The 22,583-nt window shown below is 40.0% G+C and carries 26 protein-coding genes; 19 read left to right on the forward strand and 7 right to left on the reverse strand.

Annotation, left to right across the window (positions count from 1 at the left end; translation table 11 throughout):
* Window positions 1–368: 368 nt before the first annotated feature.
* Complete coding sequence (locus tag ACMZOO_RS15590) at window positions 369–2,438, forward strand: TonB-dependent siderophore receptor (RefSeq protein WP_440906312.1); 2,070 nt, start codon at window positions 369–371, stop codon at window positions 2,436–2,438.
* An 86-nt stretch (window positions 2,439–2,524) separates the two neighbouring features.
* Here ACMZOO_RS15590 and ACMZOO_RS15595 read toward each other — a convergent pair whose 3' ends face one another.
* Together ACMZOO_RS15595 and ACMZOO_RS15600 are read right to left on the reverse strand one after the other, a co-directional pair.
* Window positions 2,525–3,088, reverse strand: coding sequence for a CBS domain-containing protein (locus ACMZOO_RS15595; protein WP_440904237.1), 564 nt, complete (start codon window positions 3,086–3,088; stop codon window positions 2,525–2,527).
* Between the two features lie 37 nt (window positions 3,089–3,125).
* On the reverse strand, window positions 3,126–3,422 hold the full coding sequence (locus ACMZOO_RS15600) for a hypothetical protein (protein WP_440904238.1): 297 nt from the start codon (window positions 3,420–3,422) through the stop codon (window positions 3,126–3,128).
* Window positions 3,423–3,581: 159 nt separating this feature from the next.
* On the opposite strand from ACMZOO_RS15600, the gene ACMZOO_RS15605 reads away from it, so the two are divergent.
* From ACMZOO_RS15605 to ACMZOO_RS15655, 11 genes are all read left to right on the forward strand, one after another.
* Window positions 3,582–4,007, forward strand: a complete 426-nt coding sequence (locus ACMZOO_RS15605) for a hypothetical protein (RefSeq protein ID WP_440904239.1) — start codon at window positions 3,582–3,584, stop codon at window positions 4,005–4,007.
* 18 nt (window positions 4,008–4,025) lie between these two features.
* Entirely contained in the window at window positions 4,026–4,220 is a 195-nt protein-coding gene (locus ACMZOO_RS15610; RefSeq protein ID WP_440904240.1) for a hypothetical protein, read from the forward strand.
* Between the two features lie 8 nt (window positions 4,221–4,228).
* Complete coding sequence (gene sodN, locus ACMZOO_RS15615) at window positions 4,229–4,732, forward strand: superoxide dismutase, Ni (RefSeq protein WP_440904241.1); 504 nt, start codon at window positions 4,229–4,231, stop codon at window positions 4,730–4,732.
* Window positions 4,733–4,762: 30 nt separating this feature from the next.
* Window positions 4,763–5,080 carry a S24 family peptidase gene (locus tag ACMZOO_RS15620; protein WP_440904242.1) on the forward strand — a complete coding sequence of 106 codons (318 nt, stop codon included), beginning with the start codon at window positions 4,763–4,765 and terminating at the stop codon, window positions 5,078–5,080.
* A gap of 327 nt (window positions 5,081–5,407) precedes the next feature.
* Entirely contained in the window at window positions 5,408–6,580 is a 1,173-nt protein-coding gene (locus tag ACMZOO_RS15625; protein ID WP_440904243.1) for a thiolase C-terminal domain-containing protein, read from the forward strand.
* 127 nt (window positions 6,581–6,707) lie between these two features.
* Complete coding sequence (locus tag ACMZOO_RS15630) at window positions 6,708–7,376, forward strand: SDR family oxidoreductase (protein ID WP_440904244.1); 669 nt, start codon at window positions 6,708–6,710, stop codon at window positions 7,374–7,376.
* Window positions 7,373–8,383, forward strand: coding sequence for a TauD/TfdA family dioxygenase (locus tag ACMZOO_RS15635; protein ID WP_440904245.1), 1,011 nt, complete (start codon window positions 7,373–7,375; stop codon window positions 8,381–8,383). Before ACMZOO_RS15630 ends, ACMZOO_RS15635 begins: the two co-directional genes overlap by 4 nt.
* Window positions 8,384–8,405: 22 nt before the next feature.
* The gene (locus tag ACMZOO_RS15640) at window positions 8,406–9,041 is read left to right on the forward strand and encodes a hypothetical protein (protein WP_440904246.1); all 636 of its coding nucleotides are present in this window, start codon (window positions 8,406–8,408) and stop codon (window positions 9,039–9,041) included.
* Window positions 9,042–9,133: 92 nt separating this feature from the next.
* Window positions 9,134–9,454, forward strand: a complete 321-nt coding sequence (locus tag ACMZOO_RS15645) for a putative quinol monooxygenase (RefSeq protein WP_440904247.1) — start codon at window positions 9,134–9,136, stop codon at window positions 9,452–9,454.
* Complete coding sequence (locus tag ACMZOO_RS15650; protein WP_440904248.1) at window positions 9,448–9,960, forward strand: DUF2165 family protein; 513 nt, start codon at window positions 9,448–9,450, stop codon at window positions 9,958–9,960. Before ACMZOO_RS15645 ends, ACMZOO_RS15650 begins: the two co-directional genes overlap by 7 nt.
* Window positions 9,961–10,006: 46 nt before the next feature.
* A complete protein-coding gene (locus tag ACMZOO_RS15655; RefSeq protein ID WP_440904249.1) occupies window positions 10,007–11,074 on the forward strand; it encodes a hypothetical protein in 1,068 nt (355 codons plus the stop codon).
* 26 nt (window positions 11,075–11,100) lie between these two features.
* Here ACMZOO_RS15655 and ACMZOO_RS15660 read toward each other — a convergent pair whose 3' ends face one another.
* The gene (locus ACMZOO_RS15660; protein WP_440904250.1) at window positions 11,101–11,943 is read right to left on the reverse strand and encodes a LysR family transcriptional regulator; all 843 of its coding nucleotides are present in this window, start codon (window positions 11,941–11,943) and stop codon (window positions 11,101–11,103) included.
* Window positions 11,944–12,072: 129 nt separating this feature from the next.
* On the opposite strand from ACMZOO_RS15660, the gene ACMZOO_RS15665 reads away from it, so the two are divergent.
* The 6 genes from ACMZOO_RS15665 to tpiA are packed head-to-tail and all read left to right on the forward strand — an operon-like array spanning window position 12,073 to window position 16,871.
* The gene (locus ACMZOO_RS15665) at window positions 12,073–12,804 is read left to right on the forward strand and encodes an AfsA-related hotdog domain-containing protein (RefSeq protein ID WP_440904251.1); all 732 of its coding nucleotides are present in this window, start codon (window positions 12,073–12,075) and stop codon (window positions 12,802–12,804) included.
* A gap of 2 nt (window positions 12,805–12,806) precedes the next feature.
* The gene (locus ACMZOO_RS15670) at window positions 12,807–13,499 is read left to right on the forward strand and encodes an HAD family hydrolase (RefSeq protein ID WP_440904252.1); all 693 of its coding nucleotides are present in this window, start codon (window positions 12,807–12,809) and stop codon (window positions 13,497–13,499) included.
* Entirely contained in the window at window positions 13,499–14,218 is a 720-nt protein-coding gene (locus ACMZOO_RS15675) for an outer membrane protein OmpK (RefSeq protein ID WP_440904253.1), read from the forward strand. Before ACMZOO_RS15670 ends, ACMZOO_RS15675 begins: the two co-directional genes overlap by 1 nt.
* 12 nt (window positions 14,219–14,230) lie before the next feature.
* Window positions 14,231–15,412, forward strand: a complete 1,182-nt coding sequence (locus tag ACMZOO_RS15680; protein WP_440904254.1) for a hypothetical protein — start codon at window positions 14,231–14,233, stop codon at window positions 15,410–15,412.
* A 31-nt stretch (window positions 15,413–15,443) separates the two neighbouring features.
* Window positions 15,444–16,085, forward strand: a complete 642-nt coding sequence (locus ACMZOO_RS15685) for an FMN-dependent NADH-azoreductase (RefSeq protein ID WP_440904255.1) — start codon at window positions 15,444–15,446, stop codon at window positions 16,083–16,085.
* 9 nt (window positions 16,086–16,094) lie between these two features.
* Window positions 16,095–16,871, forward strand: coding sequence for a triose-phosphate isomerase (gene tpiA, locus ACMZOO_RS15690; RefSeq protein WP_440904256.1), 777 nt, complete (start codon window positions 16,095–16,097; stop codon window positions 16,869–16,871).
* A gap of 431 nt (window positions 16,872–17,302) precedes the next feature.
* On the opposite strand, the gene ACMZOO_RS15695 is transcribed toward tpiA, so the two are convergent.
* Window positions 17,303–17,683 carry a hypothetical protein gene (locus ACMZOO_RS15695; RefSeq protein WP_440904257.1) on the reverse strand — a complete coding sequence of 127 codons (381 nt, stop codon included), beginning with the start codon at window positions 17,681–17,683 and terminating at the stop codon, window positions 17,303–17,305.
* A gap of 151 nt (window positions 17,684–17,834) precedes the next feature.
* Here ACMZOO_RS15695 and ACMZOO_RS15700 point away from each other — a divergent pair, with 151 nt between their 5' ends.
* Entirely contained in the window at window positions 17,835–18,584 is a 750-nt protein-coding gene (locus ACMZOO_RS15700) for a DUF599 domain-containing protein (protein WP_440904258.1), read from the forward strand.
* 57 nt (window positions 18,585–18,641) lie between these two features.
* Here the strand turns inward: ACMZOO_RS15700 and ACMZOO_RS15705 are convergent, their stop codons facing one another.
* From ACMZOO_RS15705 to ACMZOO_RS15715, 3 genes are read right to left on the reverse strand one after another with little or no spacing between them, the layout of a single operon-like run.
* Window positions 18,642–20,006 carry an NAD-dependent succinate-semialdehyde dehydrogenase gene (locus ACMZOO_RS15705; RefSeq protein ID WP_440904259.1) on the reverse strand — a complete coding sequence of 455 codons (1,365 nt, stop codon included), beginning with the start codon at window positions 20,004–20,006 and terminating at the stop codon, window positions 18,642–18,644.
* Window positions 20,007–20,022: 16 nt separating this feature from the next.
* A complete protein-coding gene (doeA, locus tag ACMZOO_RS15710; RefSeq protein WP_440904260.1) occupies window positions 20,023–21,264 on the reverse strand; it encodes an ectoine hydrolase in 1,242 nt (413 codons plus the stop codon).
* 10 nt (window positions 21,265–21,274) lie between these two features.
* A complete protein-coding gene (locus ACMZOO_RS15715) occupies window positions 21,275–22,519 on the reverse strand; it encodes an aspartate aminotransferase family protein (RefSeq protein ID WP_440904261.1) in 1,245 nt (414 codons plus the stop codon).
* Window positions 22,520–22,583 lie beyond the last annotated feature (64 nt).

Genomic DNA, 22,583 nt, shown 5'->3' on the forward strand with positions numbered 1-22,583 from the left:
CTTGTTATCCCATCTTTTCCTAAGTGGGATAACAGCCTGATTTCTAACAAACAGACTTTCCTCAACTACGGCGTCGCTGCAAATATTATTTAATCCGAGATCGGGATAACAACAAACATCTAGTAATTAGGTGACAAATAACTTTTTATCGAGAGTATTGGGCGATCAAGGTAAAAGATATTAAACGTAAATTTAAAAATAAAGATGATAATTATTATCATTTGCCTTATAATCCGCTGCAATTGCAAGTGGAGTAGTGTTTTTAACTATTTGACCTTGCGATATTTCTGTAACTAGTTTTTTCAATTATCCAATTGAAATTAATTTACTCTCACTGGAGTTTATTTGTGAAGTTTAAATATCTACCTTTGTCAGCGGCGGTTGTGTTTGCGCTGAACCCTTTAAATACTATGGCTGAAGAAGTTACTCAGGAAGAGTTAGATACAGATGGAAATGTAGAAGAAATTAAAATTGTTGGTATGCGTCAAAATCGCGTAAGCCAAGGTGCAACCGGCTTAAGCCTTGAAATTAGTGAAACGCCACAATCTATTAGTGTGGTTTCGCAAGAGCAAATTCAAAAATTTGCGGCCAACAGCATTAATGACGCGCTTAAATTAGCACCGGGTATTGCCGTAGAAGAATGGGAAACCAACCGAACTAACTATACAGCACGTGGTTATGAAATTAAAAACACCCAAATCGACGGTGTTGGTTTACCAAATAACTGGGGCATAGTAACAGGTGCAATTGACTCTTATGGTTATGAAAAAATAGAAGTGATTCGTGGTGCAAATGGTTTATTAACTGGTGTTGGTAATGCATCTGGTACGATTAACTATGTGCGTAAAAGACCTAAGAATGAGAACACGGGTGAAGTGTCTGTGTCTGCGGGCTCATATAACTTTATGCGTGCCCAAGCTGATGTTTCAGTTGTCTTAACTGATGATGACAAATGGGCTGGCCGTTTTGTTGCCGCAGTTGAAGATAAAGAATCATATTTAAATGGCTTAGAGAATGACCGTCAGTTTATTTATGCTGTGGTGGATGGACAAATCAGTGATTATGCAACTATTGCTGCAGGTTATTCTTATCAAGATGCTAATACTGATGGCAATACTTGGGGCGGTTTAGTGTTTAACTATGATGACGGTAGCCAAGCAGAGTGGGATACCAGTGATTCTACTACGCAAGAGTGGACCTATTGGGATACTACAATAGAACAAGCATTTGTTGAACTCAACTACATATTTGCCAATAGCTGGCAGTTGCAAGCAAGTTATAACAAACGTAATTCTACCGAAGACGACAAATTATTCTACGCCTACGGTGCTATCAATAAAGATACTGGTTTAGGCTTGCAAGGCTGGCCGGGTCGTTTTGGTGGAAAGCTTGAATCAGACCTAGTGGAACTTAAGTTGCGTGGTGTGGCTGATATGTTTGGCTTAGATCATGAATTTAACTTAGGTGCGAGCGCGGCAAAAAGTACCGATGTATTACATCAGTATGCTTTTGACTCGGCTACAACACCTGCATTAGGCCCAACACCAGCTTTCCCATACGCTTTGGATGCTATACCAGAGCCTGAGTGGGGTGATAAATTCGTCTATTCGGAAATTGACCAAACTTTATTCCGTTTCTACGGCTCTGCAAAAATCAGTTTTACTGAAAATCTATTTACTGTAGTTGGTTTTAACGCCATTGCTTATGAGCGTTCAGGTAACAATAGTGGTGCAGAAATAGACAATGACGAGAGCGAAATCAGTCCATACGCAGCCTTAACTTATGCAATTACCGATGATGTAAGAACTTATATTAGTTATTCAGATGTGTATCAACCGCAAGAGCAATACAGTATAGATCGTCAGTTTTTAGCACCAACTAAAGGTGAAAATTATGAGACTGGGGTAAAAATAGAACTGTTTGACGACAGACTATTATTTACAGCGGCTTATTTCATCGCCGAGCAAAACAATTTAGCCGCTTATGGCGGTACTGATGAAAACTTCCAATATTGGTATTACGGTGTTGACGTAGAATCTAAGGGTGTTGAACTTGAGTTAGTTGGTAAAGTAACAGACGACCTTAATGTTTCTATCGGTTATGCCAAAATTGATGTAGAAGATATGCAAGGCAATGATGCCAACACTTGGGCACCAAGAGACTCAGTCAACTTTAGTGTTGATTACACCTTGTTATCAACACTAACCTTGGGTTTAGGTGGTCGTTGGCAGTCTGAAGTAAGCAATGTTGACTACAATGTTTCTCAAGGCAGCTATTTGTTGTTAAATGGATTTGTCCAATGGCAAATTACCGAAGCTTTGTCAGCTAAGGCGAACATAAACAACATTACCGATGAAAAATACATAACGAGTTTACATACTATAGGTTATTACGCAGCACCAGCTAATGGCAGCGTAACTGTTAGTTATAGTTTTTAAGATCCCTAGATAACACTAAGAGTGCTGTTCTACAAAGAAATACGTCTGCTCGTTGAAGCAGACGTATTTGAATAGGACGCTAAAGTTTAATGGTCTTTTATCGCATTAAAAATGTCGACAAAAGAGGGTGGGTATTGAATAGAAATATTTAATTTCAATTTACGCGCAATATCACTGGCGGAGATTAAACCGCGAATATGATGCTGTTGACTGTCGACCACTAAACAGTGCTGCACACCATTTTGTTTCAACGTTTCAATCACATCACCTATTCGAGCGTGCGCGATATCATTAAAATCTAGGACTTTTAATTCACTTCTATGGCGCATTAAATCAGTGACCAATATTTCACTTTGTTGATAACCATTGGCGGCCATTTTCACAATGTTTTGTTTACAGATATCTTCAAAACTAATCACCCCAACTAACTCGCGTTTTGCATCGACAACTAACTTCATTTTTACATGTGTGCGCAACATCTCTTGTTCAGCCGAGAGTGCTGTGGTTTGACTGTCGATCATTAAAGGTTTGTGTTTTTTGAAATCGGTAAAAATGGCTAAAGCAGGAGAGTTAACCGATAACTCATCAAAGTCTTCAGGTTGAACTAAGTGTTCTACATTGGTTAATACATGTAATTGGATTGCTCGCATAGCAAATACCTCTTAAATCAAATTAATAAAAAATTGTTTATGTGGTAAAGCTAATGGCAGGTGGGGAGCGAATACTTGGGCGTTGATAAGTGAGTTTATGACTAAAGGTGTATAAATCGGGTAATTGTGTTTTGTGGGTGAGAGCAAAGTTGAGTTTGGCAAAATTTGGCAGTATGCCAAAAGAATCGCTGTCGCTATTGTCACAGGTTGGCACTGTACTGCCACTATATGAAAGTTCTAGTTCACCGGTGAAGCTGGCTTGTGAAGGTACAGTTTCAACAACAACACAGCTGAGCAATAAGATACTTAAAAATAGACGAAAGTATTTTGCCACTTTTTTTGTACCTCTGAAATTTGCCGTTAAATTTAATATATAGCCAATTAGCCTTAATAGAAAGGCCTTTTTAGAAACGATTTATTCCTTTTTAATTGGAGTTGATAATGATTTGTATTTGTGTTTAACTTTGTGCTATTGCAAGTTTGGGGAATAACTATGAATTGGCAACAATTAATGACCAAAGGGAATGACTGTTTTAATCAGCAAGCTTGGCAACAAGCTCAAGGTTATTACGAAGGGGCAATTGAACAGCTCGATGCCATGTTATTAGAGAATCCTAAACAAGTTGAAGCAATTCAAGGTTGGATATGTGGTTATCACAACTTATCCGCGCTACATGTAAAAACAGGCAATGTAGTAGAAGCTCAGCGCTGTTTGTTAATACCCCATCAATCAATGATGCATTTAATTGAACGAGAGGGTTTAGATGACGACCACAAACTTATAGCGTTTAGAGCAACCAAAATTACTTTAACCGCGTTACTAGAATTTACCCAAGACTTCCCAATATGCCAAAGCTGCAGTGATAGATTAATGACTCAGTATTTGGCGGTAACTCAACCAGAATCACGATTTCATTAAAATATATAGAGGAATCAAATGAAAAACTTAGTCTTAAAAACAGTTGTTGGCGCAAGCTTATTGCTACCAGCTAGTGTGTTTGCGCATCCAGGTCATGACCATGCATCAGCATATGCTGATTTAGTTCATTTGCTTTGGTTAGCACCAATTGCATTGGCGGTTGTTTTGTTAAAAGTAGGTTTGAACCGAGCAATTAAAAATAATCAGAAATAGGAAGCACTATGTTACACAATTTATTAAACAAGCTTGATGCAAAAAATGCTTTCGAGTCAGTTTCAGCACATTGCGATATCCCTTGTAAAATTTACGATCCGTCGACTGCGCAAATCGCGGTATTAACTATGATCCGCATGGTTGATCTGTTGGAAGAGTTAAATGCCAAAGACAGTTTAACTGCTAACGAACAAGCACAATTTGTTCGTTTGGTGATGCAAAAAGAAGAGCACGGCGCTAAGGTAAAAGAAGGAGTACGAGTTATTTGGGGTGACTACATTAAACAACCTCAAATCGACCAATTTCCGCATGTGCATGAGCTGGTGCACAGCATTAATCTTGCTGCGTCTAAAGCGAAACAACATATTGATAAAGCAGCGACTTTAGATTTGTTGGATAAAGTTAATCAATTTGCTGAAATATTTTGGCAAAGTAAAGGCGTTGCTACTTTTAAAGCTGAATGCCCGTACCCACCGGCACAACAAGTTGTTTATCCTAAACTAGACGCTTAGTTATTAATTTAAGTGAAGGGCTAAATTTCATTGTTATCAGTTTTATCAGCTCTTGGCTTACAAATTAATAAAGTAACAGGCAACAGCATGTTGCCTGTTATTCCCGCCAATTCTTATATTCTTTTCTATACCCAATTTCGTCACCACAAATTAAAAGTCGGTGATATTGTTCGAGTTAATCACCCGCTTTACGGCAATATCATTAAACAAATTTGCCAGATAGAACAAAACCACAGTGCGTTTTGGCTACAAGGCATGAATAGTGAGAGCGTATCTATTAGAGAAATGGGTGTTATAAAACCTGAACAAATTTCAGCCAAACTATTGCTCAGTATAAAACCTAAATAACCTCAGCTGCTCATAATCAAAATTGCCCAATATGTCTATTTTTCCATCTATCTGCGTTATTTTTACTACTAATAGCTAGCTACTAGATACATAAAAATGCCTTGATAGATGAAAAACTGTCCGTACTGGATAGTAAAGATAAACGAGTTAGTGTTAAAACGCATAAATTTACTTCAACTCTGTTTACGCGCAGCTGAAGTTAAATAATTAAAGTTTTTCGATTGTAATCTAGCCATTTTTTACTTACCTGTTGTTCATTTTTTGCCATAGCGAGCATTTAATTTTCGCGTATAAAATAAAATTTCATCTTATACAGGGAAATTAATCATGAGCTGTGATGTGTATATATTAGGTGTTGGTATGACCCCAGTTAGTAAAAATGGTGAATTGTGTGTGGGTCAAATGGGCGCTCAGGCTCTTCGCTTAGCAACTGACAGTATTGGCTTAGATTTAAATGAAATTGGTGCGCTATATGCTGGCAATATGATGGCTGGCCAGTTATGTCATCAACAATTGGTTGCGACTGCAGTGGCTAATCAGGCGGGTATTGCAGGTGTTGAAGCAATAACGGCTGAAGGTGCCTGTGCAAGTGGCGCTGCTGCGGCACGCTTGGGTTATCTTGCAATAGCAAGTGGTTGTCACTCAACTGTTGCCGTTTGTGGGGTTGAAAAAATGACCCATAGAGATAGAGAGCTCGTTGTAAAGACACTTGCAACTGCTTCTCACCGCGAAAGTGAAAGCAGCCAAGGTGCTACTTTCTTAAGTTTAAATGCGCAGATAATGCGTCAATACATGTCTACGTATAATATTGACTCGGCCAACTTTGCTGGGTTTTCGGTGAACGCACACAAAAATGCGTTAACCAATCCTGTGGCAATGTTAAGAAAGCCAGTATCAAACGACGACTATGTTCAATCTAGGGTATTAGATGGTCCATTAAGATTGTTGGACGCGCCGCCAATTTGTGATGGTGCATCTGCCATTATTTTAGGTAATAGCCAAATGGCAAAATATTACCAAAAACTTGGTTTGCCAGTGGTGAGAATTCTGGCCTCAACAGTTGCCAGCGACCAGCTTGCAATTGCCCACCGTAAAGAGCCTACAAGATTAGTTGCCGCTGAACTATCAATTGAAAAAGCCTATGCATGGGCACGTGTTCAGCCAAGTGATATTAGTATTTTTGAACCGCACGACGCATACACTGTGATGACTGCTTTGAGCTTGGAAGCGGCAGGATTTGCCGCCAAAGGTGAAGGCACCGCATTTGCGCAAGAAAATATGATTAACCTGAATGGCGACTTACCAATTTGTACCTTTGGCGGATTAAAAGCGCGTGGTCATCCAGTTGGCGCGACAGGTTTGTATCAGATATCTGAGTGTTTTTTGCAACTCACAGGGCAAGCCGGTGACAACCAAGCTAGGCATTCGGGTATTGCAATGACACAAAATTTTTCAGGGGCAGCGTCTGTAGCATTCACTAACATTTTGGCTGCTTGTTAGTGCACAGCTATGCATGTTCAAAAATGCACAATGCGCTAAGACATAATGGCTATTCAGCTTAAACACGGGCAAAGCCATACTGTAAATCATTCAAATATTTAAATAAGTAAATTAGATGGAGTTAAACATGAAAACTTTAATTATTGGCGGCAACGGAAAAATTGGCAAAAAACTGGTAGCCGAGTGCAACAAACTGGGCATGGATATTCGAGTTATGGTGCGTAATACCGAGCAATATGACTACTTTACTGCATTGGGCATTGAAGCTGTATTGGGTGATTTAGAAGGCGACATCAGCCAAGCTTTTACAGGTTGTGAGCAGGTTATATTCACTGCTGGCTCTGGCTCAGGTACAACACCACACAAAACTTTATTGGTTGATTTATGGGGTTCAATTCGAGCCGTAGATGAAAGTGTCAAACAAGGAATTGAGCGCTTTATTATGGTGAGCTCATTAAAAGCAGACCAGCCACTTAGAGGGCCAGAAAAAATTCGCCACTATCTTGTGGCGCGAAATTTGGCGGATGACAGATTGATTCGCTCAAACTTAAATTACACCTTGTTAAGACCTGGTCGTTTATTAGATTCAGAAGGTACAGGTTTAATTACCAGTGAGTTTGACTGGGCGGATAGTAACAACGCGCAATCAGTTATTTCACGTGACGATGTGGTCAGTGTTATTTTGCAAGTTATGCAAGGTCAATTGGATGAATTCTCAAACCAAACTTTTGATTTCATCAATGGTGATACGCCAATTAACTTTTTCTTAGCAGAGCGTAAAGAGGCGTTAGCATGAACACCCAACTAGACTTTATTACTGACCGTTCTGCTTGGCAACCGCAAACCTTATTACAAGATGACAGTTGGAAGTACTATTTAACAGCGCAAGATTTAACTGAAATTGATGCTGCTTTAGCTAAAGCAGAAGCAGCTAAATTGTCATTGTCGCAAATTAACCAACACACCTTTGTTTTGCCTACATTGAGCAAAACTTTAGTCGCAATGCGCCAAGACGTAGAAAATGATCTTGGCTTGAAGGTGATTAAAGGTTTGCCTGTGGCTAAATATTCAAAAGATGCACTCAAAATCATCTTTTTAGGGATTGGTCATTATTTAGGTTGGGCACTACCACAAAGTTTACACGGTGAGTTATTGCAAGAGGTGTTTAACCGAGGGGAGAACTTATACGCAAACTCGGGTCGTGGCACAAACACCAGCGATAAACTGCCTTGGCACACAGATAGAAGTGATGTTGTTTCTTTGTTATGTATCAATAAGTCAGCAACTGGTGGTGAAAGTAAGCTAGCAAGCTTGACCAATGTATACAATAAAATTAAACAAGAGCGCCCAGATTTAGCCGAAGTCTTGTGCAGTAATTTTTACCATGGGCGAGCCCCCTTTGAAGATAAATCTTTATCACCTTGGTATCAATTACCCATATTCACTCAATGCAAAGGCAAATTTGCCAGCCGATATTTACGCCGATTTATTGAGCTAAGCCAAGATTACCCAGACGTTCCTAAATTAACAGACCTACAAGTTGAGGCGCTTGATTATTTAGATAATAGGTTAGAGCAGCCAGACGTATGTTTTAACTTACAGTTTGATGTGGGCGACATACAGCTTGTGAACAATTTTACAATTTGCCATTCGCGCAATACCTATACAGATACCCCAGAACATACAAGGCTATTAATGCGACTTTGGTTAGCAGCTTACGAAGGCCGTACGCTTGCACCCGAGTTTGAACCCTTGTATGGCTCGGTTGAAGGTGGGGTAAAACGTGGTGGCATTCTTTTATAAAGTTATATGGAGATTTAAACAAATGTTGATGAATGAAAATATTGCAAGCCAGCGTGATAAAGCGCAACTGTTAGTTGAAAACACATTAACTATTCCAGAAGGTTATGGTTTGGTGAGCTGTTTGTTATTTAGTCACGATCAAGTGCCTGTTTTTGTGTTTCGTTATCAAAAAACCTATGAAGAAAAGTGTTGTTTAGGTGGTGAGCACTTTAGTGTCAGTGTTGACCTGGATGCGAGCAAGATTATGGGTTTTATGCATATTGAGCAGCAGCACTGTGGCGCTGGTTTGCCTTCGGAAGAAGAAGCAAAAGCCACTGCTGTTGAATTTATCCCAAAAGTTGCCCCTGATTTAGTTGGAAAGTATGAGGTGAAATGGATTATGCCTCAGCTAGAAAAGCCCAATAAAATTCCACACGAGTCACCGTTCCCTTTTACTGACCTACACGGTAGAAACCAGTTAGTCACGGGCGTGCGAGTTAAGCTGTTTTTTGAGCATTTGGGTACTTGGGGTTGGGTAATTGTTGGTCGTAACCAGCAGATAATTTCGTTTGAACGAGAAGTTATTTGGAATACAACCTTAAACCGTCGGTCAACGCCCGCTTGGTTGCATGACCCGTATGTAAAAGAGTTGAAGCAAGACTTGGCAAGCTTAAATTAAACACCCGTCTATTAAGTAGCCCTAATCACCCAAGAGTATGTGCATAAAGCATTACTCTTGGGTTACTTCAATTACAAAAGGATACGGATGTTATGTCTCAATTTTGGATACAAGCAGAACTGGTGGTCACTCAACCAGAAAAGCTGCAACAAACACAAACTGAGTTGCTTAAGTTACAGGAACTGACCTTACAAGAAGCTGGATGCATTCAGTTTTCTGTCTGCCAGGTCAAGGGGGATCCTTACCGCTTTAATCTATGGGAAAGTTGGGTTGATGAGAATGCCTTTGCACTGCACATGCAAGCCAGCTATACCCAAGGTTACTTCGCACAAAACTTAACTGAAGTTGCAACAAGCCAAAGGCTGATACCATTGACTGTTAAATGTACAGAGCTCATGGAGTCGGCATGCTGATAGACATACTCTTGTTTACAAAAGGCGGCTTGGTTTTAGCGCTTGGCAGTTGGTTATTGTTGGCCGCTTACAACAATTTAATTGACCCCCAAACCAATGTGCAATTGTTATCACAAATGACAAGTATGCAGGCGATTAAAATAGACAATGACTTCGGTTTAGGCTTGTTAAGACGTGCTTTAAAAAATACCCATTGGATGAGCCAGCTATTAAAACTTATCGCCAGTTGCCAAATTTTGGTCGCGTTATTTTTAATGATAGCAGGTGGTTTGGTCATGCTGGTTTCAATGCAGCTTATCGACGTGCCGGTAACAGCAGCATTAGACTGGGCCACTTTGGCTGTTTTTGCTTTTATGTTGATTTGGATCAGCTTCATATTGGGCGGGTTATGGTTTGGATATTGGATAAAAATGGGCAATGTGCAAATGGTGCATTTCACTTTATTAATTATCTCAATTCTGACCCTAATTTATTTACACCTACCTAATATGAATACACAGGTTTAAAAACCAATGCCTTGTATACAACGCAAGGTTAAATAAGGAAATTCTTATGAATAAAACTGATTACTTAAATGCTATTTTAGTACTGAGCTTAGTTGTTATCAGTACTTGTGCAATTATGTACTACATACCATACCAAATAGTTGAATCTTGGCTTACTTTGGCATTTATTGTTGCTGTGCCTTTTCAGGTTGTATTCTCAAGATGGATAAACAATCAAACTAAGATTGTGAGCAAATTGGCACTCGTTGGTTTATATGCGCTACTAAGCGCTATGGCTAGCATAGTTATTTATTATGTATTTTCGGCAAGTGCTCTGCCTAAACCACAACTAATTAACTATGCCATTATTATGGTGGTGGTTACTTTTTGGTTTGTTATTGTCTGGAATGGTTGGCCTATTGCAAACATGAGCACAAATCCCTATGTATTTGCTGTCGGTGTTGTGTTTGTTGCTTTTGCGGCAGCTGCTGGCATTTATGCACTGGCCTTTGACTTTTCGCACCTACAAGGCAGTGGTTTATATATACAAGCGATGGACCCAAGTGGTTGGTTTAACGCTTGGTATGTTATTGCTTTTATGGTGACAACTGTTGCAATTATATTCTCGCTAGTTTTATTGGACTTTTGGCCTGCAACAAGCTTATTTCCTAAAGCGAGTGTTGCAGCGTCCGCATTGGTCAATTCATGCATTATTCTAATACTTGCATCTTTGCTGTTTTACACTTTTGTTTTGGTGCTGCGAATTGATCCTGTGATTTATTTGGTTAATGGGCCCATCTCATATATTTTCGGAACTTTTGTGCCATTAAACTTATGTGCTGGTAAGTTGCTTTCGTCGGCCAAACAACCCTATAAAGGACTGTATTTAATTGGCATAAGTGCAATTTGCGGTTATTTACTTAACCTAATGTACTTTTACTTTGCATACAATATGTTACCTATAGAGCGAGCCGAGATGCTTTATCAGCATGAATTGTGGGTAGCGAATGCAATGTTGGCCTTTAGTTTTCCACTGTTGGTCATTATTACCGACCAATTAAAGTTTTGGCCGGTAACTAATTTATTACCCAGTAATAAACGCTTGTTGCAGAAGGAAGCCGTTTCAGCGCGCTAGTTAAAATGACTCAAGCCAGTTTAAAGCTAATTTAAACTGGCTTGGTTGGTTGAGTAAAACCATTTCACGAAGGCTTGAACCTTAGAGCAGTTGCGCGCTTCAGTATGATAAAGAAGCCATAAATCAGTATGGTGACTTTGTGAGAGTGGCTCGATAAGTTGTAAATCGGTACATTTTTCGGCAACAAAATTTGGCAAAATGCTTTTGCCTAGGCCACTTCGTGTGGCTGCAAGCAAGCTTACAATTGAAGACGATTTACACTTTATATTGGCGTTAGGATATAAGCTTTTTAACCATTGCATAGGTAAAAGTGAAATGTCAGTTAAACCTATCCAGTTGTCGTTGTCTTGGCAGTTTTTAGCTGCGTATACACCCCAGTGCAATTCCGCAACTTTTCGACCAATTAGATGTTCGGGTGGTTTGCTAGTGGAGCGTAAAGCAACATCAAATTCATGATGGGCAATATTTTTAAACCCATTTGAGGTTGTTACTTGCAAATCGACATCTGGGTGCATTTGGTAAAAGTTATTTAATTGTGGGCAGAGCATATAGTCCATCACAGCTTCCGTCGTGGTAATTTTAATTAAACCACTGGGATTATTATTGTCTTTATCTGCGTCCAACTTCCATTGATATATCAGAGACTCTATTTTTTCAGCTGTTTCAATCAGCAACTTGCCTTTGTCGGTGGGCGTGTAACCAGAAGATGATTTGTTGAATAGTTTAGTGCCTGATTCTTCTTCTAAGCGTTTTAAACTTCTTATGACGGTTGCGTGTGTAACGTTCAATGCTTCCGATGCCTTTAGTGCTGAGCCTTTGCGGTAAGTAAATAGTGCGTGGCGTAATAAACCCCAGTTTAAGTTGAACATAATCTCACATCTCCATGTTCTAAATTGTCTATACCTGTGTGTGTTCCTTTTATCTAGTATACATACCCAAGCCCCGTATTACTAAGGTTTGCGGCTTGTAAATTAATTTATTGAAAAGGAATCTGATTTATGTCTGAAAAAGTTTACATTGTGGGCGATCGCTTCGCCAAATTTATCGAAAATAACAATATTATTTCGATCAACCAAATTGAAAAAGAGCTTTTTAATGGGCAGTTAACGCATCGAAGCTGTGAATATTTGTTGGGTCAAGGTGTTTCGGCTGAGCGTGCGAATAATCTACTGCGCATGGTTAAGCGAACAAACAACGCACAAATAAAGTTGTGTTTCAACGAAATCCAAAAAGCTTGCAAGAATTTAGTTCACAAAGAAAATTTGGCAAATTCGATGATTTCGTTGCCACAAAGGTTATCTGATACTCATTTTATTGCGGATGTTTTAATAGATGACCAATGTGACGAAATGAAAGACCACATTTCCGGCCAGCACATACCCGGTATGGCTTTGGTTGAATCTTGTCGGCAAATGTTTTTGGCCGTGACGGAAGAATACTTTTTAAAACAAGATAAGTGCAATGCTTATTTTGTCATCAATGAAAGTCGCGCTGAGTATCTCCAATTCGTCTTTCCACTTGATATACAAATTGACTATCAAATATTGGACTCACAGTTGAAAGAGTCAGGTAATTATAGATTTAACGTGGTAATGGAAGTGATGCAAAACAAGCAAGCATGTGCACGCATTCACTATGTTTTCACCACATATGATGCCGCGTTTTTAAACGACAGAGAAGCTAAAGCAGCTGCATTAGCGGTTGAAAAAATTACCAGTGAGCGTGGCTAAAAATGACTTTTGCTACGCGAATTGCGGCTTTTTTTGATGTCGACGACACCTTAATCAATATAAAAACTATGTTTAGTTTTTTAGCTTTTGCTAAAGAACACGACCCGCATTTTCAAACCGAACAATTTGTCCAATTTGAACATGAGTTGGCCTCGATGTTTAGTAAACAAATTAGTCGGGTAGAGATTAATCGTTTTTATTATCAATCTTTTGCTGGATTGTCAGTAACCAGAGTTGAGCAACTTGCACAAGACTGGTTTCGCTCAGTGGAAGGCACTCGAAATATCTTCAACAGCCGAGTTGTTGAGCAATTAAAGCAACATCAGGTATTGGGTCACCAGGTGGCTTTTGTATCAGGTTCATGTGCGCCATTGTTACAGCCAATAGCAGGCAAGCTTGGTGTATCGGTTCTTTTAGCCGCACCGTTACAAATTGTCGATGGTTTTTATACAGGTCAACTTTTGGCTGAACCCATGATAGGCGTAGGCAAAGCAAATGCGGTTGAGCGTTATGCCGCTGAACATCAGCTTGATTTGCAACATTGTTACGCATATGGCGACCATGTATCCGATCTGCCCATGTTAACAACGGTCGGGCAGGCGCGCTTAATCAATCCTAGCGAGCATATGCGACAGCAATTTACCGCGACACACACACTAAAACCAAATCAAATTATTAATTTAGAGAGTAACTAATGAAAGCACTTATTTTTATCGTTTTGTTGAGTACGTCATTTATTTCACAAGCGAAAATGCTTTGGAGTGATGCAAGTATCTCATTGTTATATGGGCAAAACTATCAAGTTGGCCATAAGTACAGAAATGTCATTACTTTGGAACATGCTGCAGGTCATTCTTGGGGAGATCACTTTTTCTTTGTTGACAGAATCGATCGAGCTTTAGACAAAGCAACTGTTTACGCTGAGTTTATGCCAAGAGTTAGTGGTAATGCGTTTTTTGATGATGCATTTAAATTTGGCGTGATAAAAGATGTTTTGTTGGCGACGCGGTTTGAGTACGCAGAAGCTACAGGCGAACGCAATTATTTATTGGGCTTTGGGGTCGATTTAGACTTACCAGGTTTTACCTATTTTAAAATTAACACCTTACATAGAGAGAATGAATTTTACCCAGACAATACCTTACTTATGATGGTTTGGGCTGTGCCATTTAACTTGTTTGGTCAAAACTGGTTGTATGACGGCTTTTACGACTGGAACAGTGGTACGCAAGGGTACGCCAGTTCTTTCAATATGACGTCTCAGTTGAAAATTCAGGTCAATCAATCAAAAAAATATCCAATTTACTTGGGTGTTGAGTATGCATACTGGAATAACAAATTTGGCATAAAAGACACGCCTGAATTTAATACCGATGAACGCAATGTTAGTGCTTTATTGAAATTTCATTTTTAAAAGGATTTTGTAATGAAAATTACTCAGTTGATAACTTGTCTGGCGTTTATGTTTGCAGCCAATGCAGCACAAGCCTACCAATCTTTGTATGAAACTGGTTTTTACCAATATGCCAAACGGTTTGAGTTTACTGATTTTGAGCGGCTAGAAGCTAGAGAAAATCAAGGTAAAACGAATAAATTGTGGCGAAAATTAGTTGCACACCGACCTATGTTTGCCGCTTATTCACCTCAGTATCCGTTATGGACAGACGGCGCAAAAAAACGTAGATGGATATATCTACCTAGGGGAAAAAAGATTGACACAAGTAATCCGGATCAGTGGGTTTTTCCTATAGGCACTAAATTATGGAAAGAATTTTCGTTTGATGAAGAAAATGGTATTAACCGGAAAATAGAAACTCGTTTATTAGAGAAACTACCCAGCGGCGAGTGGTTGATGGAAACCTACGTTTGGAATGAATCTCAAACGGCTGCACACTTGGCGCCAGATGAAGGCATAAAAGATTTCTATGCGCTAGGCAGTGGTAAATTTTACGATATTCCAAGCAAACACGATTGTGAATATTGCCACTCAAAAGCGGGCATAGCAAACGGACCACTTTCAACGCCTGTATTAGGCTTTAGTGCACTTCAATTGTCGGACGACAGAGACCAAAACGCCATTCATGGAGAGGCGTTAACCGCTAGCATGCTCACACTATCGCGTTTACAAAAATTAGCAAAGGTGACTGATGAGTTAGATTATTTACCAGCAATACCTGAATCAGAAAAGTTTCCGTTGCAGCGTCCTGTATTTGGTTACTTACATGCAAATTGTGGACATTGCCACAATCAAACTGGTTTAGCTGAATTCACCAATACCACCAATTTCCGCCACAAAGCTACAGCGAAATTTATTCAACAAAATGGTACCTACGCGACTGCGATAGCAAAACCTATTAGCCAGTATCTGCAACCACAAGGTTCACCTGATTTATTAATTCACCCAGGTCAACCTGAACAAAGTGCCATTTTATATCGCATGACTGAGGAGCACGAGGCATACACTTTTGAAATTCCTGAATGGCATCACAGTGCAGGCTTCTCGTTAACTGTTGGGGTGAAAATGCCTTTTGTTGGCACCAATGTGATTGACGATGAAGCCGTAAAACAAATTACCCAATACATAAATAGCTTAGATCAAAGTGAATAACTTATTAAATTAACTTAAAGGAATACGACCCATGAAAAAAATCTTATTTATTGAATCTTCACCACGAAAAGACCGCTCAATAACTTCTGATGTTGCAGCGCAACTTATGGATAAACTAACAAAAGTTGGCGAGTTTGAAATTGACACAATTGATCTTTGGAATGTTGAGCTGCCACATATGTCGGGCACAAACTTAGCTGCTAAATACGCTATTTTTGAAGGCAAACAATTAAGCCAAGAACAAGAGAAGCATTGGGCGGAATTAAACCGACATACTCAACGTTTTTCACAGGCAGATATAGTTGTTGTTGCCGCGCCAACTTGGAATTGGGGTGTGCCATATGTATTGAAGCATTATATTGATGTGGTAACTCAACCTGGGTTAACTTTTAGCTGGTCGCCTGAAACTGGCTATACCTCGTTACTTAATCCGAAGAAAGCAGTATTAATTACCAGCAGTGGTGGCGACTACACCCAAGGTTCAGGCAATGAAGATGAAGATTTTGTTATTAAATATATGCAGCTTTGGCTCGGTACCTGTATGGGGTGTGATGTTGACATGATTAATATGACCTTGAGCGCAGCAGGGCAAGAGTTTGTTGATGCTTCATATAAAGCAGCTAAACAAAAAATTGCTGATTTTGCTGAAAGTTATGCCGTAGAAATGGCATAAGGCGCTGTTATGCCAAATTCTTTCCTAATTGTTGCAAATTGGAAAATGAATGGCAGCCGAAGTCTGGCTGCCGAACTGCTTGCAGCACTGAAACTTAAACACCACACTTGGCCCAAGCTTAAGCTGATAATTTGCCCACCCAATCTATATTTGGCAAGTGCACATAATACTTTGCATGGGACAAACTTATCAGTAGGCGCGCAAGACTTATGGTTTGGCTCTGCGCCTGCGACCGGAAATACCTCAGCTGATATGCTCAAAGATATTGGCGCAGAGTTTGTCATAATTGGCCACTCTGAAAGGCGGCAGTTAAATTTAGAAAGTGATCTTGTCATTACCAGCAAACTAAACGCTGCAATAGAACACGAGTTGGTTCCTATATTGTGCGTGGGTGAAAGTATTGAACAACGCAGATCCGGTAATACTCTCGCCGTTATCCGTCAGCAACTGCAGGGCGCTATATCCTTAATTCGAGCACGTCCTCAGGCTAAAATTATTATCGCGTATGAACCAATCTGGTGTGTTGGGACCGGCAGTAGAGCAAGTTCTATTGATATTAAAATTGTTCATGCCTTCATCAAAAACCTATTTATGCAATACAACACAAGCGTTCAAGTGCTATATGGCGGTAGTGTAAATGCCAATAATGTTGCTGATATAGCTGCAATTGAATTTGTGGATGGCGTAATTGTTGGAGGTGCATCTATTTGCAAAACCAGCATCTTGTGTTTATGTGATAGGGCAGAGCTGGGTATATCCAGTAAAGGCGTATTGCAAGTTTGCTAGAGCCTAGTCAAATTTTAGGCAAAAAAAAGCCCAGTTGGGGGACTGGGCAATAAAATTGGCCTAATAAAGGCACTCAAGCACTAACAAAGGGATGTCAAGAAAAACTGGTTAAACCGTGTTTTTCAAAGATGGGTCTATTATATCGTTGTTTTGTAATTTTACAACATAAAATTTCATAAAAATTTCAAAAAAAGCCTTTTAACAGCAATAATTACAAATTTTTACAGGTTTTTAACTTTCATATGTAATTTTAGTACATTTTGTCGGCGTATTGGTGGTAAATGAGTTCAAGAGTAGACAAACAGTGGCTCGGTTTAAACTTTTTAAGGATATTTGGCAAGCTTAGGTAAGAGGAGATGTTTTGAATAAAATTTTCACACGGTAAAGATTCCGTGTGAAAGTTACAAATGATAGTTCTAGGTGTATTTTATTTAATGGCGCGCAGCTTTGATTTTGTTAGTAAAGATATGGTTAACCATATCAATTTCGACACCTTCTTGTACCGATTCAACTAGTTGGTCTATGACTTCTATTTTATATGGCCCACCAATAAGCATTTTTTTTATTTGCAATAAATCACGTCGGCAGGCAATTGGCGCATATTTAAATGCCGTGTCTAATTCAGTTACTTGGCTGAAAGCTTCAGCTTTTTCTAATACACATTTGGTGTATTTTTCTTTGTGTTGTAAAAATAACGATGAATCGGTTAATTGTTGTGAAGGTGGCAATGTTTTTTCATTCGCATGAATGCCAGCAGCCAAAAAAGACAAAGTGAATGCGATTAAACCGCTTGATAAAATATTTACTTTCATGTTGTTCTCCAACACTTACATGAATCATTTATTTGATTCTATCAGAGTTAAATGACAAAAGAGTAAACTTTTGCGGCATAAGCGTTTTTGCGCGACAATAGTCACAAATTTGCTGGTTTAATTTTAGATATTTTTCTAAGGAGTACGATATATGCTCAGTTGGGCAGAGATTATCGATTTAGGTGTGTTAATCCCATTTTTGGCTTTATGGATTGGTTACGCAATGTTTGCCCGTAAAGCGGCTAAATGTCGTGAATCCTTATCTAGTGTGTTAATCATTTTACGTATTGATTGGATGCGCCATTTGTTAGAGCGGGATAATCGTATATTAGACGCAGCGCTAATGGGCAATATCGAAAAAAACATGAGCTTTTTTGCTTCAACTACGCTACTTATTATCGCTGGTTCGTTAACTGCATTAACCAATGCCCAGTCTATTCACGAATTAACCAGTTTAATTCCTGGGGTATGGCCGCACACCATTACTTTGGTGCAAATTAAGGTCATTACCATTATCTGTATCCTGATCTATGCGTTTTTTAAATTTACTTGGGCGCTGCGCCAATATGGTTTTGCTTCTGTGATGATAGGTGCGGCACCTAATTCAGACGACGAACGTGCAACACCTGAAATGAAAAAAGTCTTTTCAGTTAACGCGGGTAAATTAATAGATCAAGCAGGGCATAACTTTAACAATGGCATGCGTGCTTATTATTTCGCTTTGTCTGTGGTCGGTTGGTTTATTCACCCTGTGCTGTTTTTGTTATTTGCGGTTATAGTTGTGCGCATTTTGTATCAACGTGAATTTAAGTCACGTTCACTAAAAACTTTGGTCGATGGATTATCCATGAGCCAATATTATTTAGATAACGAAGTATTAAAATTTAAGAAAGACGAGTAATAAAAATAAATAATAAAAAGGCTTAAGGTTAAATGACCTTAAGCCTTTTTGCTTAAACTAGCCTATCCAAACTTGTTTGCAATTAACAAACTGTCGAATGCCATGTGGGCCAAGTTCGCGGCCTATACCAGAATTTTTAATCCCACCACTGGGTAACCGCGGGTCGGTTTTAACTATACCATTTACCGCGACTTGCCCAGCTTGTAGCTGTTCAACAAACTTTTGTTGCTGTTGCAAATCTTTACTCCATATGGCGGCGCCTAAGCCATAAACTGTATGGTTGGCCAGTTCCAGCGCAGCGTCCGCATCTTCGGCTTTACACACGCACATTACTGGACCAAATGTTTCTTCATTAAATACTGTCATAGTTGGGGTGACGTCAGTTAATAAAGTGACTGGATAGTAGTAACCTGGATTGTCAGCGGGCAGTCTGCCGCCTAACAAACAGTTTGCACCTTGTTCTATGCTTTGTGACACTTGGCGATGTAGATTGTGTTGAATATCTTGCCGCGCCAGTGGACCAATTTGGCTATCATGTTCTAGCGGATTACCAACAACCAGTCTTGCCAGTCTATCTTCAAGTAAAGTGATAAACTGCTCGTATACAGGCGCTTCGACAATAATGCGTTTTGCCGCTATACAGGATTGTCCGGCGTTGATAATGCGCGATAAACATGCAATATCTGCCGCTTTTTCGAGTTCAGCATCTGCCAATACCACACAAGGATCTGAACCGCCTAATTCGAGCACTGACGGGATAATTACTGAACCAGCAACCGATGCGACTTTTGCGCCAGTGGCACTAGAGCCGGTAAAAGAAACACCTTTTATCCGTCTGTCTTTAATAATGTTGGCAACTTCAGTATTGTCGATAGGTAAATTAACCACAATATTGTCTGGTGCCATTGCACTTTTAAATGCATTCATAATGGCGTTCGCACAACCTTGCACACTTGGATCGTGTTTCATAATACAGGTATTACCTGCCATTAACGACGGCGCCAAAAAGCGAAATGCTAACCATACAGGCGCATTCCACGGCAGTATGCCGAGTATGCTACCAAGTGGCTGATAACAGACATAACTTTCAACCGCGTCTGACTCAATCTCTTCGTTGGCTAAATAGCTTTTGGCGTTATCTGCATAGTGCTCGGCGCACCATGCCGCTTTTTCAACTTCGGCTAAACCTTCTTTTAATGGTTTGCCCATTTCTATTGCCATTAAATGGGCAAGGTTCTCTTTGTCGTTACGCAGGGCCGCAGCGACCGCTTTTAATGTTTGCGCTCTTTGTTCAAAACTTGTCCGTTGCCAGCTTTGAAACTGCCGATTGGCGGCGTTTAACGCAGTATCTATCTCGGCTTTGTTAAAGGTTGCATAGCTGTTGATATGCTCACCATTATGCGGATTTGTACTTACTAACATACATTTCTCCTTATATTCATTTATTAGCCGAAGCTGCAGCTTTAAGCTGTTTTACGTTTTTAGCGGGTTCTGCTTCGCTATTTTTCACCGATGTAGATTTTTTAACCGCAAAGTCGAGTGGAAAGTCAAAAAATGATTCACAACCATTTTCGGTAATGGCTATGGTGTCGGATATACCACAAGTTTTATCGCCGTCGACGCCCCACATCCAAGGGATCACATGGAAGGTCATGCCTTCTTTGAGCACAGTCGATTCTCCTTGTTTGAGGCTGATGATATAACCTTCGTCCCAACTAGGTGGAAACGCAATGCCAATCGAATATCCAGAGCGAGTTATTAACCTAGCACCAACATCGTTGGCTGTGATTATGTTGCGAATTAAATTATCAACATCTGAAACTGTCATGCCGGGTTGGATATACTCGTGCATAGTCGTTAAAGCTAATTTCATGCATTCTTGCGCTTTGTACATGCTGTCGGATAGTTCACCTAATACCACAGTTCGCATCATTGCAGTGTGGTAACGCCGATAACATCCGCCCACTTCTAAAAATACATGTTCACCACTTTGTACTTTACGGCCTTCCCAAGTTGCATGGCCTATCATAGTTCTGGGACCAGAAGTTACATAGGGCATAACAGCTGGTGGTTCGCCACCGGCTTTAAACATAGCGGCGCTGATGGCTGCACCAATTTCATTTTCGGTTACACCAGCTTGACAGGCTTCAATACCAGCTTGCATGCCAGCTTGGGTCGCTTTAGCAGCTTGGCGCATTACTTCTAGTTCAACGGCCGATTTACACACTCGTCCTTGCTCTACTATGCCAAAACAATCTAATAGCTTGCCATCTGTTAGGGTTGTATGAATAAAGTCTTGTTGGTACGCCGGAAAAAAGTAGCTATTGCGCTCATAGCCGATGCGTTTATCGGCAAGATTAAATTCGCGCAGTGCATCTACTAACATTTGAATTGCATCTCCTGTGTCAGGGTAGGGGCGTGTTACTTCAACCCAAGAGCGGGCAATAACATTTGACTCTTCCATAGCGCGAGTGATCATAAACGGCTCTTGTTCAAGCGGTACAACGACAGCTTGAAAAAAAGAATAACCTGTTGTTTGGTAATCGGTTAGATACATAATATTTTCGGGATCTGTGATCACAACTGCATCTAAATGGCGCTCTAAAATGCGCGCGCGTAATTCGTTAATTCGACGTTCATATTCACTGAACGGAAATGTCATATCGTCTCGATTTAGCATAATTCTGTCCTTATGAATTTGGTTGTAGGCATTTAACTAAAATATCTAAACCTTGTTGTAAGGTGTCAGCTTCAATGGTTAGAGGCGGTATCACCTTGATTACACTGCCACCACTGCCGCAGGCGGAAACAAGTAAACCCTGAGCGAATGCGTTGGCTACCACGCGTTTAGCGAATTCACCATCTGCCAAATCAATTCCCCAAATCATACCTTTACCACGTAGTTGCCAGTTTAAGTGTTGATCACAAATAGGAGAGAGCGCATCTTCAATGGTTTGACTATGCTGGTTAACTTGGCTCATTAATTCATCATCTTTGAAATAATCGAGCGCAACTTTTCCGGCGATAAAACTTAAACCTTGGCCTCTAAATGTGCCTGTATGTTCACCTGGGTTCCAATGTTTGTCGTATTCAGGTTTGACTAAATTCATTGCCAGTGGTGTACCAAAACCACCTATGCCTTTGGCTAGACATATGATGTCTGGATCTAAATCAAGTTGGTCAAAGCTAAAATAACTGCCTGTTCGACCGCAACCAACCTGAATTTCGTCGACGATAAAAAGCGCACCAAAGTCTTTCGCGAGTTGTTGGAGTTCTTGTAGCCATAACTTGCTACCTACATTGACACCGCCTTCTGCTTGGATAACTTCAACAATAAAAGCTGCAGGTGGTTTTACCCCGCTAGAGCTGTCTTGATATTGTGCGCGTAACTCAGCTAAATCTGCGCTGGTTACACCATTTTGTGGTGGAGAAAAACTATGGTGATTAACATGGGTTAAAGGTACACCGGCTGCACCGCGAAAATAGTCGTTAGCGGTACAGGCAAGTGCGCCTAAGGTCATGCCATGAAAACCATGACTAAAAGCAACAATCTCGTGTCTGTTGGTTACTCGTCGCGCCAATTTCAACGCGGTTTCAACCGCATTTGTGCCTGTTGGCCCCATAAACTGCAATTTATGCGGCATTTTCCTTGGTTCGAGTATTGTTTTACTGAATGCTTGAATAAAGTCTCGTTTTGCCGTGGTGTGCATATCTAGACTATGAGTGACACCATCTTGATTTAGATAATCTATGATGGCTTGTTTCATTATTCGGTTGTTGTGGCCAAAATTCAGTACGCCAGCACCAGCAAAAAAATCTATATAACTTTTACCATTTTCATCGATTTGAATGGCGTTTTTTGCTGTGTCAAACACAGTATCGTATACACGGCAATAAGCTCTAATATCAGACTCTCTTTCGGTAAAAATACTCATACAAGTACTCCTTAAGGTTGTGAAGGGACTACAAACAAATGTGTGTAGTGTTTTTTGCTAGTCG

It is taken from the genome of Catenovulum sp. SX2 (assembly GCF_052056295.1).
In the GTDB taxonomy this organism is placed as follows: domain Bacteria; phylum Pseudomonadota; class Gammaproteobacteria; order Enterobacterales; family Alteromonadaceae; genus Catenovulum.